12 protein-coding genes and 1 riboswitch are annotated in these 15,006 nt (G+C 67.7%); of the genes, 1 reads left to right on the top strand and 11 read right to left on the bottom strand.

Annotation, left to right across the window (positions count from 1 at the left end):
* Positions 1-19: 19 nt before the first annotated feature.
* From DFO50_RS02785 to DFO50_RS02795, 3 genes are read right to left on the bottom strand one after another with little or no spacing between them, the layout of a single operon-like run.
* Positions 20-1,966 carry a putative cobaltochelatase gene (locus DFO50_RS02785; protein ID WP_112691989.1) on the bottom strand — a complete coding sequence of 649 codons (1,947 nt, stop codon included), beginning with the start codon at positions 1,964-1,966 and terminating at the stop codon, positions 20-22.
* A complete protein-coding gene (locus DFO50_RS02790) occupies positions 1,963-6,030 on the bottom strand; it encodes a cobaltochelatase subunit CobN (protein ID WP_112691990.1) in 4,068 nt (1,355 codons plus the stop codon). The genes DFO50_RS02785 and DFO50_RS02790 overlap by 4 nt, the downstream gene beginning before the upstream one ends.
* Positions 6,027-6,356: a ferredoxin gene (locus tag DFO50_RS02795; protein ID WP_107888914.1), complete on the bottom strand. Its 330-nt coding sequence runs from the start codon at positions 6,354-6,356 to the stop codon at positions 6,027-6,029. The genes DFO50_RS02790 and DFO50_RS02795 overlap by 4 nt, the downstream gene beginning before the upstream one ends.
* 167 nt (positions 6,357-6,523) lie before the next feature.
* A riboswitch (cobalamin riboswitch) is annotated at positions 6,524-6,701 on the bottom strand.
* Positions 6,702-6,827: 126 nt separating this feature from the next.
* Here DFO50_RS02795 and DFO50_RS02800 point away from each other — a divergent pair.
* Positions 6,828-8,273, top strand: a complete 1,446-nt coding sequence (locus DFO50_RS02800) for a cobyric acid synthase (protein WP_233495169.1) — start codon at positions 6,828-6,830, stop codon at positions 8,271-8,273.
* A gap of 40 nt (positions 8,274-8,313) precedes the next feature.
* Here the strand turns inward: DFO50_RS02800 and DFO50_RS02805 are convergent, their stop codons facing one another.
* The 8 genes from DFO50_RS02805 to DFO50_RS02840 form a co-directional block, all read right to left on the bottom strand.
* A complete protein-coding gene (locus tag DFO50_RS02805) occupies positions 8,314-9,375 on the bottom strand; it encodes a sulfate/molybdate ABC transporter ATP-binding protein (protein WP_112691992.1) in 1,062 nt (353 codons plus the stop codon).
* 26 nt (positions 9,376-9,401) lie between these two features.
* Positions 9,402-10,292, bottom strand: a complete 891-nt coding sequence (gene cysW, locus DFO50_RS02810) for a sulfate ABC transporter permease subunit CysW (RefSeq protein ID WP_028498605.1) — start codon at positions 10,290-10,292, stop codon at positions 9,402-9,404.
* Between the two features lie 12 nt (positions 10,293-10,304).
* The gene (gene cysT, locus DFO50_RS02815; RefSeq protein ID WP_028498606.1) at positions 10,305-11,135 is read right to left on the bottom strand and encodes a sulfate ABC transporter permease subunit CysT; all 831 of its coding nucleotides are present in this window, start codon (positions 11,133-11,135) and stop codon (positions 10,305-10,307) included.
* 26 nt (positions 11,136-11,161) lie between these two features.
* Positions 11,162-11,986 (bottom strand): EAL domain-containing protein, encoded by an 825-nt coding sequence (locus DFO50_RS02820; protein WP_051528720.1) that lies wholly within the window; start codon positions 11,984-11,986, stop codon positions 11,162-11,164.
* A gap of 13 nt (positions 11,987-11,999) precedes the next feature.
* Complete coding sequence (locus DFO50_RS02825) at positions 12,000-13,001, bottom strand: sulfate ABC transporter substrate-binding protein (protein WP_028498607.1); 1,002 nt, start codon at positions 12,999-13,001, stop codon at positions 12,000-12,002.
* A 146-nt stretch (positions 13,002-13,147) separates the two neighbouring features.
* Positions 13,148-13,993, bottom strand: coding sequence for a sulfurtransferase (locus DFO50_RS02830; protein ID WP_107888916.1), 846 nt, complete (start codon positions 13,991-13,993; stop codon positions 13,148-13,150).
* Between the two features lie 78 nt (positions 13,994-14,071).
* A complete protein-coding gene (gene crcB, locus DFO50_RS02835) occupies positions 14,072-14,452 on the bottom strand; it encodes a fluoride efflux transporter CrcB (protein ID WP_028498609.1) in 381 nt (126 codons plus the stop codon).
* Between the two features lie 64 nt (positions 14,453-14,516).
* A complete protein-coding gene (locus tag DFO50_RS02840) occupies positions 14,517-14,978 on the bottom strand; it encodes a cupin domain-containing protein (protein WP_107888917.1) in 462 nt (153 codons plus the stop codon).
* Positions 14,979-15,006: the final 28 nt, after the last annotated feature.

Here is a 15,006-nt window from a genome sequence, read left to right on the forward strand (position 1 = left end):
TGAGTGGAATCGCCGTGCCCTACCGGCCCTGGCGTTCACGGATGGACAGCGCCAGCACCTCGGCCGACAACTGGTCCATCGGTACATAGTCGGCCTGCAGCGTCTGCGCGAGTTCGCGCGCGCGGCCCAGCCGGACAAAACCCTGCTCGGTATCCAGCACCAGCGCCGGCAGGCCGCTCTCCGCCAGCCGGCCGGCCAGCCCGAGCGCCTCGGCCCACGGATCGAGATGCACATCCAGCGCCACATTGGCACGGCCGTCGCTGAGCACCACCAGCAGCGGCGTCAGCGTGTCGCCATGCCGGGCCAGGGTGTCGGCGGCCAGCCGCAGCGCATGCGACAGCGGCGTACGGCCCCCGGTCGGCAGTTCGTGCAGGGCCTGTTCCGCCTGTTCGACCTGGCGTGTCGGCGGCAGCACCAGCTCGGCCTCGTCGCCGCGGAAGGCAATCACCGCGACCTGGTCACGGCGCTGGTACGCATCCCGCAGCAGGCCGAGCACCGCGCCCTTGACCGCTTCCATGCGCCGGCGCGCGGCCATCGAGCCGGACGCGTCGACCACCAGCAGGATCAGGCTGGCCTGGGTGCCGACGCGGACTTTGGCGTGCAGGTCGGCACGGGTGACGCCGAAAGCCTGCGGGTCGCGCAGCAGCGCATGGCGCAGCGTGGCATCGACCGCCAGCTGGTCCGGCGCCTCGTCCGGCACCGCACGCACATAGTGACCGCGCCGGGCGCCGACCACGCTGCTGCGCCGGCCGCTGGCCTCATGCGCCTGACGGGCCAGCAGGTCGATGCGGGCGACGTCGTCTGCCCCGGCGGCAGCAAATTGCCGCTCCGGCGCCACGCCGGACCCGCCGTCCCCGTCATGCTCATCGTCCGGCTCATCGGCGGCGGGAGCAGGGGTGGCGTCGTCATCGGGCGGCGGGCCGTCCTGGCCATCGGACGGCGGCGGTGGCGGCGCCGCTGCCTGCCGGGTCAGCGACTCCAGCTTGTCGTGGTCGAGACCGGCCTGCTCGAACGGCTTGCGCCGGCGACGATGCGGCAGCACCAGCCCGGCGGCATCGCGCACGTCTTCGGCACTGACCACCTCGCGACCGTCCAGTGCTGCCATCGCCCGCGCCGCCTTGTGCATGACAATGTCGGCACGCAGGCTGGCGACCTCGAATTCGCAGCACAGCTGGCTGACGAAATCGAACAGCGCATCGGACAGCGTCACCCGGCGCAGACCGGCCTGCGCGACACGGATCGTGTCGCGCAGCGCATCGGTTTCCGCGCGCCAGCCGGCGACAAAGCCGGCCGGATCGGCCTCGAACGCCAGCCGCCGCCGCACCACTTCAGCCCGCACCGCCGCATCGCGCGGCGCGCTGACTTCGACCATCATGCCGAAGCGATCCAGCAATTGCGGACGCAGGTCGCCTTCTTCCAGATTCATGGTGCCGAGCAGGGTGAGGCGGGCCGGATGGCTGACCGACAGCCCCTCGCGCTGCACGGTATTGACGCCCATCGCCGCCACGTCCAGCAGCACGTCGACCAGGTGGTCGGCCAGCAGATTGACCTCGTCGATATACAGCAACCCGCGGTGGGCAGCCGCCAGCAAGCCGGGCTTGAAGGCCTGCCGGCCGTGTTTCAGCGCCTGCTCGAAATCGAGGCTGCCAAGCACGCGGTCTTCGGTGGCGCCGAGCGGCAGGTTGATGAACGGCACCGGCGCGGTCACGGCAACCGGGGTGGCGCCATCGCCGCAATGCGGGCACTCGGCCAGCGGCGCATCCGGCGCGCAGTTGTACGCGCAGCCCGGCACCCGGGTGATCGGCGGCAGCACATCGACCAGCCCGCGCGCGGCGGTGCTCTTGGCGGTGCCCTTGTCGCCACGGATCAGCACGCCGCCGAGCGAAGGGTCGATCGCGCACAGCAGCAGCGCCCGCTTCAGTTGCGGCTGGCCGACGATGGCGACAAACGGATAAGCGTGTTTCATGCCTTGTCGACTCCAATGCGCGGAATGTCACCGCGGGCTTCGAGCATTGCCTCGCTGCGCAGGTGCAGCGCGCGCAGCGCCTCCAGCGTGTCCGGCGCCGGTTCGGCCCACAGCTGGCGCTGCGCGGCTTCCAGCAGGCGTTCGGTGATGGCATGCAGCGCCCACGGATTGCTGTCGGCAAAGAAGGCCTGCATGTCGGCGTCCAGCGCGTAGGTTTCGGCCAGTTGCTGGTACACCCAGTCGTCGACCACGTGCGCGGTGGCATCGTAGCCAAACAGGTAGTCGACGGTGGCGGTCAGTTCCAGTCCGCCCTTGTAGCCGTGTTTGCGGATGCCGTCTATCCATTTGGGATTGGCGACGCGCGAACGGAATACCCGCAGCACTTCCTCCTTCAGTCCGCGCACGGTCGGGCTGGCCGGATCGTGGGTGTCGCCGAAGTCCTGCCGTGGCTGGCGGCCGGTCAGGCTGCGGATGGTGGCGATCATGCCGCCGTGGTACTGCAGGTAGTCGTCGCTGTCGAAAATGTCGTGTTCGCGGTTGTCCTGGTTGTGCAGCGCGACCTCGATGCCGGACAGCCGGTGGCGGAAGTCGTCGCGGGCGTCGACGCCCTGGTCATCGCGGCTGTATGCATAGCCGCCCCAGTTGACGTAGGCGGTGGCGAAGTCGGCATCGTCCTGCCAGTTCTGCTCGTTGATCAGCGGCAGGATGCCGGCACCATAGGTGCCCGGTCTTGAACCGAATACCCGGTACAGCGCGCGCCGGTTGGCGCTGTCACGCGGCAGCCGGCCCAGCAGCTCGCCGGCCAGATCGGCCAGGTAGTGCTTGCGGACAAAGTTGCGATCGACCGGTTCATCGAGCAGCGCGACCGTCCGCACCGCATCATCGACCAGCTGGATCAGGTGCGGAAAGGCATCGCGGAAGAAACCGCTGATGCGCACAGTGACGTCGATGCGCGGCCGGCCCAGTTCGGCCAGTCCGATCACCTCGATGCCGGACACGCGCCGGCTCTCGGCCTGCCAGGTCGGCCGGACACCGAGCAAGGCCAGGATCTCGGCAATATCGTCTCCATGGGTACGCATGGCGCTGGTGCCCCAGACGCTGATGCTGACCGACTCCGGATCATGCCCGGTGTCCTGGCGATGGCGGGCGATGACCTCGCTGGCCAGCTCGGCGCCGATGCGCCAGGCGGCCTGCGAGGGCAATCCGCGCGGATCGACCGAGTAGAAATTGCGCCCGGTCGGCAGCACATGGGCCATGCCGCGCGTCGGCGCGCCGCTTGGCCCGGCCGGCACGTAGCCGCCATCGAGTCCGTGCAGCAGGTTGTCGATTTCCTCGCGCGTTCGCGCCAGGTTTGGCACCAGTTCGGCGCAGACAAACGCCAGCGTGCGCGCCATGTCGTCACTGGCGACGACGCCGGGCAGCACGGCCGCCAGCACCGCGCTGACCGCCGCCGGGTCGAAACCGTGTCCGGCCAGCCCGGCCACCAGCCGGCGGCCCAGCGCGGCGATGACATCCAGCGCATCGGCACGGGTCACCACCGGCGCATCGGCCAGCGCTGCCAGCAAGGGCGGTACCGGCTCCAGCCGCCGGCCCTTGTCGGCCTGCAGCGTCTCCAGCACCAGCCCGAGCGCCGCCGCCACCCCGGCCGGCAGGCCGGGCACGTCCAGGTTCGGCAGGCGCACCAGCGCGCAGATCATGTCGACCAGCGCCTCACCATCCGGCGAGCGGCCCAGCACATGCAGGCCGTCGCGGATCTGCGCCGCACCCAGCTCGCACAGATAGCCGTCGATATCCTCGATCAGGTGGGCGACATCGACACCGTCCATGCCGGCCAGCGTCAGCGGCACGCCGTCATCGTTCAGCGTGGCGTCCCAGTCGTGGTCATGATCGTGATGATGGTCATGATCATGATGGTGGTGATGGTGATGGCCGTGATCATGGTCATGCGGGTGCGCGGCTGCCGGCGTGGCGATGCGGTACTTGCCGGCACCGGGCGCGGCGGATGACGCCGGCTTCGGCCGGTACAGGCCCGTCGGCGCAGCCGGCACCGGGGCGGGTTCGTGCTCGTGCTCGTGCTTCATCATCGCCGCCAGATCGGCATCGAGATTCGAGGCCTTGATCAGATCCCAGATCTGCTGCTGCAGCAGCGGCAGCTTGCCCGGATCGAGCATCTCGACCTGGTAGTACTCGTCGACCAGCTGTGTCAGCTGTGCCAGCGGCCCGTAGGTGTCGGCGGTGGTCATCGGCGGCGTCAGGTGGTCGATAACCACGGCATGGGCGCGGCGCTTCGCCTGCGAACCTTCACCCGGGTCATTGAGAATGAACGGATAAAACAGCGGCATGTCGCCGAGCAGCGCATCCGGGAAGCAGTTTTCCGACACGCCGACGCCCTTGCCCGGCAGCCATTCCAGCGTGCCGTGCTTGCCGACGTGGACGATGGCGTCGGCCCGCCAGTCGTCGCGCAGCCAGCAGTACAGTGCATGATAGTGATGGGTCGGCGGCAGGTCCGGCGTGTGGTAGATCGCATCCGGGTCCATGCCGTAGCCGCGCGGCGGCTGCAGGGCGACGAATGCATTGCCGTATTCCAGCCCGGCAAACACCAGCCGGCCCTGATGGACATAGGCACTGCCCGGAGCGGCACCCCAGCGCGCGCTCATCCGCTCGCGCAGTGCGTCCGGCAGCTCGGCAAACCACTCGGCGTAACGCGCCGCCGGCACGGCCGCCACGGCCCGCCGCAGCTGGTCGTCGCTGAGATAGGCCTCGTCATAGGCGCCGCGGTCAATCAGTTCGTGGATCAGGGCGTCGCTGCTGTCCGGCAGCCCATCGATGCGATAGCCGCGCGCCTGCATCGCATGCAGCATGGCAAACAGCGAGGCCGGCGAGTCGAGGCCGACGGCATTGCCGATCTGCGACGCCTTGCTGTTCGAGTTGGTAAAGATGAAAGCGATGCGCTTGTCGGCGGCCGGCACCCGACGCAGCCGTACCAGCCGCGCGGTGATGCCGGCCACGCGCCGCACCCGGTCGGGCAGCGGCGCATAGTCGGTCTGTTCGGCCGGCGCACCGTCGCTGGCATGCTTGAACGACATCGGCACGCTGACGATGCGGCCGTCGAACTCCGGCAGTGCGACGTTCATCGCCGTGTCGAGCGGATTCAGCCCGCGTTCCGACTGCTCCCATTGCGCCCGGGTCATACTACTGGTGATCGCCTGCACCACCGGGACGTCGAGGCGCTCGAAAGCGGCCACCGACCAGCCGGTCGGCGTCGGTCCGTCGGCGTTCACGTCGCCCATGGCGAACGAGGTGGTATTGATCAGTGCATCGATGCGGCTCGTGCCGTCCGCTCCGACAAAAAACTGCATCGCCGCCGGCATGCCGTCACCGTCCAGCGTGCGCAGCGAGGCGGTATAGACCGGCAGCGCATTCAGCTGCTGCGCGGCCAGGGCGTCGACCAGGCTGTCGATAAAGCGGGTGTTGCCGCTGACCCAGTGCGCGCGATAGAAGGTGATGCCCACCGTCGGCCAGTCCGGCCGGCGGACCGCCAGCCAGTCGTCGAGCGAGCAGTCGGCCGACAGTTCCGGATGGTGGATGCCGTGCTCGGGCAGCGGCGTCGGTGGCAGGTAGCTGAAGCCGGTCATCAGCAGGTAGTCGGCAAGGAAACGCAGCAGCTGCGCCATATTGCCGGTGCCACCGGCCTGCAGGTAGGCGGTCACTTCATGCTGCAGGGACGGCGGGACGGTCGACTGCGCTGCCAGATCCGGGTCCGGCTCGCCGGTACCGCTGACCACGATCAGGGCGCGTCCGTGGGCGCGGGCGTTCTTCCACAGGGTGTCGAAACCGGGAATGGCACTGGTGCGGCCCAGCACGCGGACGATGACGATGCGCGCCGTCGCCACCGGGCCGGCCAGCACGGCGGCCATGCCGTCCGGGCTGTCGATGGTCTGCAGGTTGACGCCGGAGACCGGCACGAAACCGTCCGGCAGTTCGGCACGCACGCGCTGCAGTGCGGTCAGGTCGGTGCCGGCGTGGGTCAGCAATACGATGCCGCGGGAAACGGGAGTGTTCACTGGCCCGCCTCCTGCCCGACATCGCCGGTTCCGAGCCGGTGGAACACCAGCGCCTCGACCGGGCGACCGTTGACCAGATGTTCGTCAACGATGCGCTCGACGGCGGCGGCATCAACCTGGCGATACCAGACGCCGTCCGGATAGACGACGGCGATCGGGCCTTCCCTGCACACGGCAAAGCAGTGCGAACGGGTACGCTTGACACACAGCCCGTCGCGCGCGTCGATCGCCTGCCCGAGCACCTTGAACATCGCCTCGGCCTCGACGCCGTTGCCGGTGCAGCGCGGGCCGGTGCACATCAGGACATGGCGGTCGTGGCGTCTCATGACGGCACCCGTGCGGCGGCAGGGCAGAACGACGATGGAAGGCGGAAGCGGCGCGGTGGCAGGGCCATGGAGGACGTCCTCGTGCAGGGGGCGTCGCCGCGAGCGAGGCGCCGCAGCCGGAACGGCTGCTGGCGGTTTCCCCCGGTGCACCCCGCCCGGTTTCAACTCACGTCGACTAAGGCGATGGCCGGTCTCCTGGCTCGTGCGTCATCACCCGCGCGGCCTTCCCGGAATCGTCCAGTGGCATCGTCAAGCGGGCTCGTCACTTACAGTTGCGGGGGCAGCCACGGTTTCTCACCGCATTCCCGTTTCACCCCGAAGGGCACCATCAGCAATAGCGCCGGATAATACGTGATTTCGGGGTACCGCGTTTGTGCCGGATCGGCCGTCAGCCACGCCCGGCGCAGGCGACACCCCTATAATGGCCGTCCTCATTCACCCGTCCCCGCCGCCATGCCAGCCAGAACCCTCATGATCCAGGGCACCACCTCCGATGCCGGCAAAAGCACCCTGGTCACCGGCCTGTGCCGCTTCCTCGTGCGGCGTGGCATCCGGGTCATGCCGTTCAAGCCGCAGAACATGGCGCTGAACAGCGCAGTCACCGTCGATGGCGGCGAGATCGGCCGCTCGCAGGCGGTGCAGGCGCTGGCCTGCGGCATCGAACCGCATACCGACATGAACCCGATCCTGCTGAAGCCGAACAGCAATACCGGCTCGCAGGTCATCGTCCTTGGCCATTCGATCGGCAATATGGACGCCGCCGCCTATCACCGCTTCAAGCCCAGGGCGCTGAGCGTGGTGCTCGAAGCCCACAGCCGGGTGGCGGCAAGCTGCGACTGCGTCCTGGTCGAAGGCGCCGGCAGCCCGGCGGAGATCAATCTGCGCGATGGCGATATCGCCAACATGGGCTTTGCCGAAGCGGTCGACTGCCCGGTGATCCTGGTGGCCGATATCGACCGGGGTGGCGTGTTCGCCCATCTGGTCGGCACGCTGGCGCTGCTGTCGGACAGCGAGCGCCGGCGCGTGGTCGGCCTGGTCATCAACCGTTTCCGCGGCGACATCGCCCTGCTGCAGCCGGGACTGGACTGGCTGGAGCGCGAAACCGGCAAGCCGGTGCTCGGCGTCCTGCCGTACCTGCAGGGACTGCATATCGAGGCCGAGGACAGCCTGAGCCAGGGCACGCAGGGCGTGGCGGCCAGCGGCGAGCGGATACTGCGCGTGATCGCGCCGGCCCTGCCCCGTCTCAGCAACCACACCGACTTCGACCCGCTGCGCCTGCATCCGCAGGTCGAATTCCAGCTGGTCCCCGCCGGCCAGCCGATTCCGCCGGCCGACCTGATCGTGCTGCCGGGCAGCAAGAACGTCCGCGACGACCTCGGCTGGCTGCGCGCCAATGGCTGGGAGGCCGCCATCGACCGTCACCTGCGCTACGGCGGCAGGCTGATCGGCATCTGCGGCGGCTTCCAGATGCTGGGCCGCCAGCTGCACGACCCGCTCGGGCTGGAAAGTGCGGCCGGCAGCACGCCGGGACTCGGCCTGCTCGACATGGAAACGACACTGGATGCGCACAAGCAGCTCGAACGCCGGCAGGGATGGCTGGCCTCGGGCCATGCCGCCGTCACCGGCTACGAGATCCACATGGGCGTGTCGACCGGCCCGGCGCTGGACCGGCCGGCGATCCGGCTGGCCGACGGCAACGAGGGGGCGGTCTCGGCCGACGACCAGGTGCTGGGCAGCTATCTGCACGGCCTGTTCGACCATCCGGAAGCCTGCCTCGCCCTGCTGCACTGGGCCGGCCTGCCCGATGCGGTGCCCGTCGACTACCCTGCGCTCCGCGAGGCGCATATCGAACGGCTGGCAAACCTGATCGAGGAGAACCTGGACATCACCCGCATCGCCGACTGGCTGCCGGACTGAAGCGCGGACGCGCGAAGCGGGGCCTGCCCCCGGCGACAACTCAGATGTTCGCGCCTTCGTCGACGAATACCGCCACTTTTTTCGGCCGGACGAACACCTGGTCACCAAGCATCAGGCCAAGGGCGCGGTAATCGTCGCGGCTCAGCGCCACGTCGATAACCTGCCCGCTCAGGCTGTTCAGCTCGACCCGCACCACCGGGCCAACCGCATGGATGTGCTCGACGGTGCCGCTGGCCAGCGCGCGGTCTTCGTCGCGGCTGACTTCAAGATCGTGCGGCCGCACGTAGATGGTCGCATCGCCATCGCGGGTCGCGTCTTCCAGCTTGTGCTGGTAGTCGCCGATCGCCACGCGTCCGGCCTCGACCCGGCCGTGGAACAGGTTCACGTCGCCGAGGAACTGGGTGACGAACGGCGAGGCCGGATCGTCATAGATCGACGCCGGGCTGCCGACCTGCTCGATGCGGCCGTGGTTCATCACCACCACCCGGTCGGACACTTCCAGCGCCTCTTCCTGGTCATGGGTCACGAACACGCTGGTGATGTGCATTTCATCGTGCAGGCGGCGCAGCCAGCGACGCAGATCCTTGCGCACCTTGGCGTCGAGCGCGCCGAACGGCTCGTCGAGCAGCAGCACCTTGGGCTCGACCGCCAGCGAACGGGCGAGTGCGATCCGCTGCCGCTGGCCGCCGGACAGCTGCGACGGGTAGGCGTCGGCCAGCCAGTCCAGCTGCACCAGTTTCAGCAGCGACATGACCTTCTCGCGGATCACCTCCTTCGGCGGCCGGGTCGCACGCGGCCGTACCGACAGGCCGAAGGCGACATTCTCGAACACCGTCATGTGGCGGAACAGCGCGTAATGCTGGAACACGAAACCGACCTTGCGCTCGCGCACATGGCGTTCGGTCGCATCCTCGCCATGGAACAGGATCTGGCCGCTGTCCGGCGTTTCCAGGCCGGCGACGATGCGCAGCAGCGTGGTCTTGCCACAGCCGGACGGCCCGAGCAGGGCGAGCAGTTCGCCCGAGGCGATGTCGAGGTTGACGTTGTCGAGGGCGACGAAGTCGCCGAATGTCTTCTGGATCTGGCGGATGGCGATGCTCATGCGATCTTTCCCGTCATTCTTTCAATTCAGTGAGCGGTGGCAAGACGGGCGCGGGCTTCCAGCGGCACGTCCGCGCTTTGCTGGCGCGTGGCGCGCCATTCGACGATGGACTTCAGCACCAGCGTGACCAGGGCCAGCAGGGCCAGCAGGGACGCGCAGGCGAAGGCGCCGACGAAGTTGTATTCGTTGTACAGAATCTCCACATGCAGCGGGATGGTGTTGGTTTCGCCGCGGATATGGCCGGACACCACCGACACCGCACCGAACTCGCCCATCGCGCGGGCATTGGTCAGGATCACGCCGTACAGCAGACCCCACTTGATGTTCGGCAGCGTGACCTTCCAGAACGTCTTCCAGCCCGAGGCGCCAAGCACGATCGCCGCCTGTTCCTCGTCGGTACCCTGGGCCTGCATCAGCGGGATCAGTTCGCGGGCGACAAACGGGAAGGTGACGAACACGGTGGCGAGCACGATGCCCGGCACGGCGAAGATGATCTTGATGTCGTGCTCGGCCAGCCACGGGCCCAGCCAGCCCTGCGCGCCGAACAGCAGCACGTAGATCAGGCCGGCGACCACCGGGCTGATCGAGAACGGCAGGTCGATCAGCGTGGTCAGGAAGCTCTTGCCGCGAAACTCGAACTTGGCGATCGACCAGGCAGCGGCGACACCGAACACCAGGTTCAGCGGCACCGAGATCAGCGCGGCGATCAGCGTCAGCTTGATCGCGTCGACGGCTTCGGGGTCGGTCAGCGCGGCCAGGTACAGGTCCCAGCCCCTGGACAGCGCTTCCCAGAACACGCTGATCAGCGGCACGAACAGGAACAGGGTCAGGAACAGCAGCGCCAGCAGGATCAGTGCCCAGCGGACGGCAAGCGGCTCGGTCGTGGCCCGGGTGCGCTTCGAAGCGGAATTGGACATGGTTCTCTCCGGTTAGCGCGCGGCGTGGCGGCGGCTGGCCCACCACTGGATGCCGTTGATGGAAAACAGCATCAGGAACGAAATGACCAGCATCACCACGGCAATGGCGGTCGCGCCGATATAGTCGTACTGCTCGAGCTTGCCGATGATCAGCAGCGGCGTGATTTCCGACACCATCGGAATATTGCCGGCAATGAAGATCACCGAGCCGAACTCGCCGGTGGCGCGGGCAAAGGCCAGCGCAAAACCGGTCAGCAGCGCCGGCAGGATGGTCGGCAGGATCACCCGGGTGAAGATCTGCAGCCGGCTGGCGCCGAGACAGGTCGCCGCCTCTTCCAGTTCGGCCTCGAGGTCCTCCAGCACCGGCTGCACGGTCCGCACCACGAACGGCAGGCCGATAAAGGTCAGCGCCACGACGATGCCCAGCGGGGTAAACGCGACTTTCAGTCCGAGCGGCTCCAGCCACTGGCCGAACCAGCCATTGGGCGCATAGATGGTGGTCAGCGCGATGCCGGCCACCGCAGTCGGCAGCGCAAACGGCAGGTCGACCAGGGCGTCGATGATCCGCTTGCCGGGGAACGGATAGCGGACCAGCACCCACGCCACCAGCAGGCCCATGACGCCGTTGATGCTGGCGGCAATCAGCGAGGCGCCGAACGACAGCCGCAGCGAGGCCAGCACCCGGTCGGTGGTGACCGTGCTCCAGAAGCCGGCCAGGCCCAGGTCGGTGGTTTTCAGCACCAGCGCGGCGATCGGCAGCAGCACGATCAGGCACAGCCAGAACAGGCTGTAGCCGAGACCGAGGCCGAAGCCGGGCAGGACACTGTGTTTTTTGAACGACATGTATGTACTCGGGCTAGAGGTTGAAGTCAGGCGGCCAGGGCGTCCACCGCGCCGTCGAGTCCCGGCGCCGGGCGCCCGAACAGATAGCCCTGCAGGAACGGAATGCCGGCTTCCTCGGCCAGCGCGCGCTGCGACGCCGTCTCGATGCCCTCGGCGACGACATGCGCGCCGAGTCCGTTGACCACCCGCACCAGCTTCGGCAGCAGGTAGCTCGGACTGGCACGGCTGCCGTCAAGCAGCCGGCGGTCAAGCTTGACGATATGCGGACGCAGGCTGAACAGCCGCCGCTCCGACACCCCGTTGTCATCGCCGCCGAAGTCGTCCAGCGCGATCAGGAAACCGCGGGTCTTGAAGTTGCTGACTGCGTGGCTCAGGCGCACCTCGTCCGTCGTCGCGTGTTCGAGGATCTCCAGCACCACGCGGCCCGGTTCGAGACCGGCCTCGCGCACGATGCACTCGAAGGTCCGGCCGTACTCGCCGGACACGCTTTGCAGGTGACGCGGGTGCAGATTCAGGAACAGGTAAGCGTCCTTCGGCTGCTGGGCGACGAAGTTGGCCAGGTGCAGGCTGCGGCAGATGCGGTCGAAACGCGCCATGGCCTCGCCGACGCCGAGCCGGTCGAAGGCTGCTTCCGGCGCCAGCGGTGCGCCGTGCTCGTCGAAGGCCCGCAGCAGCCCTTCCCAGCCCAGCACGCTGTTGTCGGTCGCGCGGAGGATGGGCTGGAACGCACTGGTCAGACGCAGACCGTTGCTGTCCGCTTCCACCACGCCATGGCGGGCGACGAACACCGGGGTGTCGTCGCTGGCGAAGCGCTGGTTCAGCAGGTTGAGCAGATCGACGGAGATGGCCACCGGATAACGCCTTTTACTTGCTGCTGTAGATCTGGTCGAACACGCCGCCGTCCTTGAAGTGGACGTCCATCGCCCGCTTCCACGAACCGAAGGTTTCCTCGACGGTAAAGGTCCTGATCGCCGGGAACTGGGCCGCATGTCTGGCCAGCACCTGCTTGTTGCGCGGGCGCAGGTAGTTCTGCGCCGCGATTTCCTGACCTTCCGGACTCCACAGGTATTCCAGGTAGGCGGTGGCTTCCTTGCGGGTGCCCTTCTTGTCGACCACCTTGTCGACCACCGACACCGGGCTTTCGGCCAGGATGGACACGGCCGGGTAGACAACGTCGAAGCTGCCGCGGCCGAATTCGCGCGCGACCATTTCCGCCTCGTTCTCGAACGTGACCAGCACGTCACCGATCTGGCGCTGCATGAAGGTGGTGGTAGCGGCACGGCCGCCGGCATCGAGCACCGGCACGTTGGCGAACAGTTTCTTCACGTAGTCGCGCGCGGCGGCATCACCGCCATGGCGCTTCGCCTGGCCCCAGGCGGCCAGATAGGTATAGCGGCCGTTGCCGGTAATCTTCGGGTTCGGGATCACGACCTGCACGCCCGGCTTGACCAGATCGTTCCAGTCCCTGATCTGCTTCGGGTTGCCCTTGCGCACCAGGAAGATCATGGTCGAGCTGAACGGCGCGGCGTGATCCGGCAGGCGTTTCTGCCAGTTGTCCGGCACCAGCTTGCCGCGTTCGGCCAGGATGTCGATGTCCGGCGCCTGGTTCATGGTGATCACGTCGGCCGCCAGGCCGTTGACCACGCTCATCGCCTGCTTGCTGGAGCCGCCGTGCGACTGCTGGATGGTGACCGTCTCGCCGGTCCGGGCCTTGTATGCCTTCTGGAATGCCGGGTTGTAGTCCTTGTAGAAGTCGCGCATCACGTCGTAGCTGACGTTCAGCAGCGTGACATCGGCGATGGCGGCAACACTGCTGCCGGCCAGTGCGGCGGCGACAACGAGGCGGGACAAAAGGCGGCTGACCATGCGGCAACTCCTGGGCTGATTTCGGGCAATGCCAGAGAGCTTACGCAATTCGCCTTAATTACAATAAATACTGTTTAGCGATAGTTTTATATTGTCTGAGAATAACCAGCCCCCCGCCCGGACCCGGCAACAGGGGGCTTCGGCGCTCAGGCGCCGGTCGCGCAGGGCCGGCCCGGCGCGGCCACCCATTCGCTCCACGAGCCCGGATACAGGCGGCTGCCGTTCAGGCCCGCATACTCCATCGACAGCAGGTTGTGGCAGGCGGTCACGCCGGAACCGCACTGGTGGACGACCTGCTGCGGCGGGCGTCCGCCAAGCTGCGTCTCCCACTCGTCACGCAGCGTGGCCGCCGGCTTGAAGCGGCCGTCGCTGGCCAGATTGCCGGCAAACGGATGATTGATCGCACCGGGGATATGCCCGCCGACCGGGTCGATGGTTTCATTCTCGCCACGGAAGCGGTCGGCACCGCGCGCATCGACCAGCTGGAACTGCGCCCGGTCGATATTGGCCAGCACCTCGTCGGCCGTCACCGTACGCATGCCGCCATCGCGCGGCAGGAAACGCACCGGCGGGTGCGAGCCGGCTTCCGCCCGGGTCAGCGGATGGCCGGCGGCGGTCCAGGCCTGGATACCGCCATCGAGCACGGCCACCTCGTGATGGCCCAGCCATTGCGCCAGCCACCACAGCCGCGCGGCAAACATGCCGCCGGCGTCGTCATAGGCCACGCACTGGATGCCGGGTGCCAGTCCCAGCGCACCGAATACCACTGCCAGCCGTTGCCGGTCCGGCAGCGGGTGACGGCCGTTGCTGCCGGAGGTCGGTCCGGACAGGTGATAGTCCAGGTGCAGGTGATGCGCATCGGGCAGGTGTCCGGCCGCATAGGCACCGCGGCCGTAATCGGGGTCGGCCAGTTGGTGCCGGCAGTCGATCAGCAGGACGGATTCGGGTGGCAACACCGCGAGTTCGTCCACGGAAATCAGTGTTCGGTACATGGTCACACTCCGTTACACAGTGTGACCATTAAAGTCCCTTGCCCCCGCCGCTGGCAAGCCGGCATGCCGTCGTGCGCGCTATGCCAGCACCCGCACCAGCAACAGACCGGTCAGTGTCAGCAGCAGGGAGCCGAAGACGTGCAGACCGATGCCAATCATGACGCTGGCCCATTGGCCGGCCAGAATAAAGCCCGACATTTCCGCGGAAAATGTCGAAAATGTCGTCAAACCGCCGAGAAAACCGGTCGTCAGCGCCAGTCGCATCGCATCGGGCCAGTCACCGAAATGACTGAACAGCCCCATGATCACGCCCATCAGCAGCGCGCCGATCCAGTTGGCGGCCAGCGTGCCGAGCGGCAGGCTGGCCAGCAGCGGATTGAGCAGCAGGCTCAACACCCAGCGACACCAGGCACCGACGGCGGCGCCGATGCCGACATAGAGAAAGGCAAGGGGACTCATGAGCAGGCGCTAGCAAATAAAACCGGCAGGGTAGCGCGCCAGGACGGCGCCGGGTAGCCCCGCCTCACTTGCCCAGTCGCGGGTCGTCGGCCAGATCGAGATAGTGGATGTCGAACGGCCCGTCGCCATACAGCTGCAGCACGGTCATCTGCCGGGTGTACAGATAGTGGTGGGTGGCCGGTGGCAGGTACAGATAGGCGCCGCTGCGATGCTCGTCGGCGGCGCCGGCCTTGACCGTATTGCCGTAACCGACATACAGCCCGCCGGACAGCACGACGAAATTGGTCGCCAGCGAATGCCAGTGCGGGCCGATCCGGTAGCCGGCCGGCAGCATCAGCCACACCGAGTAGGTGCCGGCCCGCTCCGGGTTGCCCTGCAGCGCCGTGACCAGCGCGCCCTTCGGCATCGCCCGGGTCGCCATGCGCCACGACACGTCCGAGCCGGCACGTTCGATAACGCCAGGCGGCAGCGCTGCCAGCGCCGGAGGCAGCATGGGCAGCAGGGCCAGCAAGTATATTGCGCGCATCGGTCGTCCCCGCGTCGGCTGATCGGCT

The organism is Microvirgula sp. AG722 (genome assembly GCF_003269145.1).
Taxonomy (GTDB): Bacteria; Pseudomonadota; Gammaproteobacteria; order Burkholderiales; family Aquaspirillaceae; genus Microvirgula; species Microvirgula aerodenitrificans.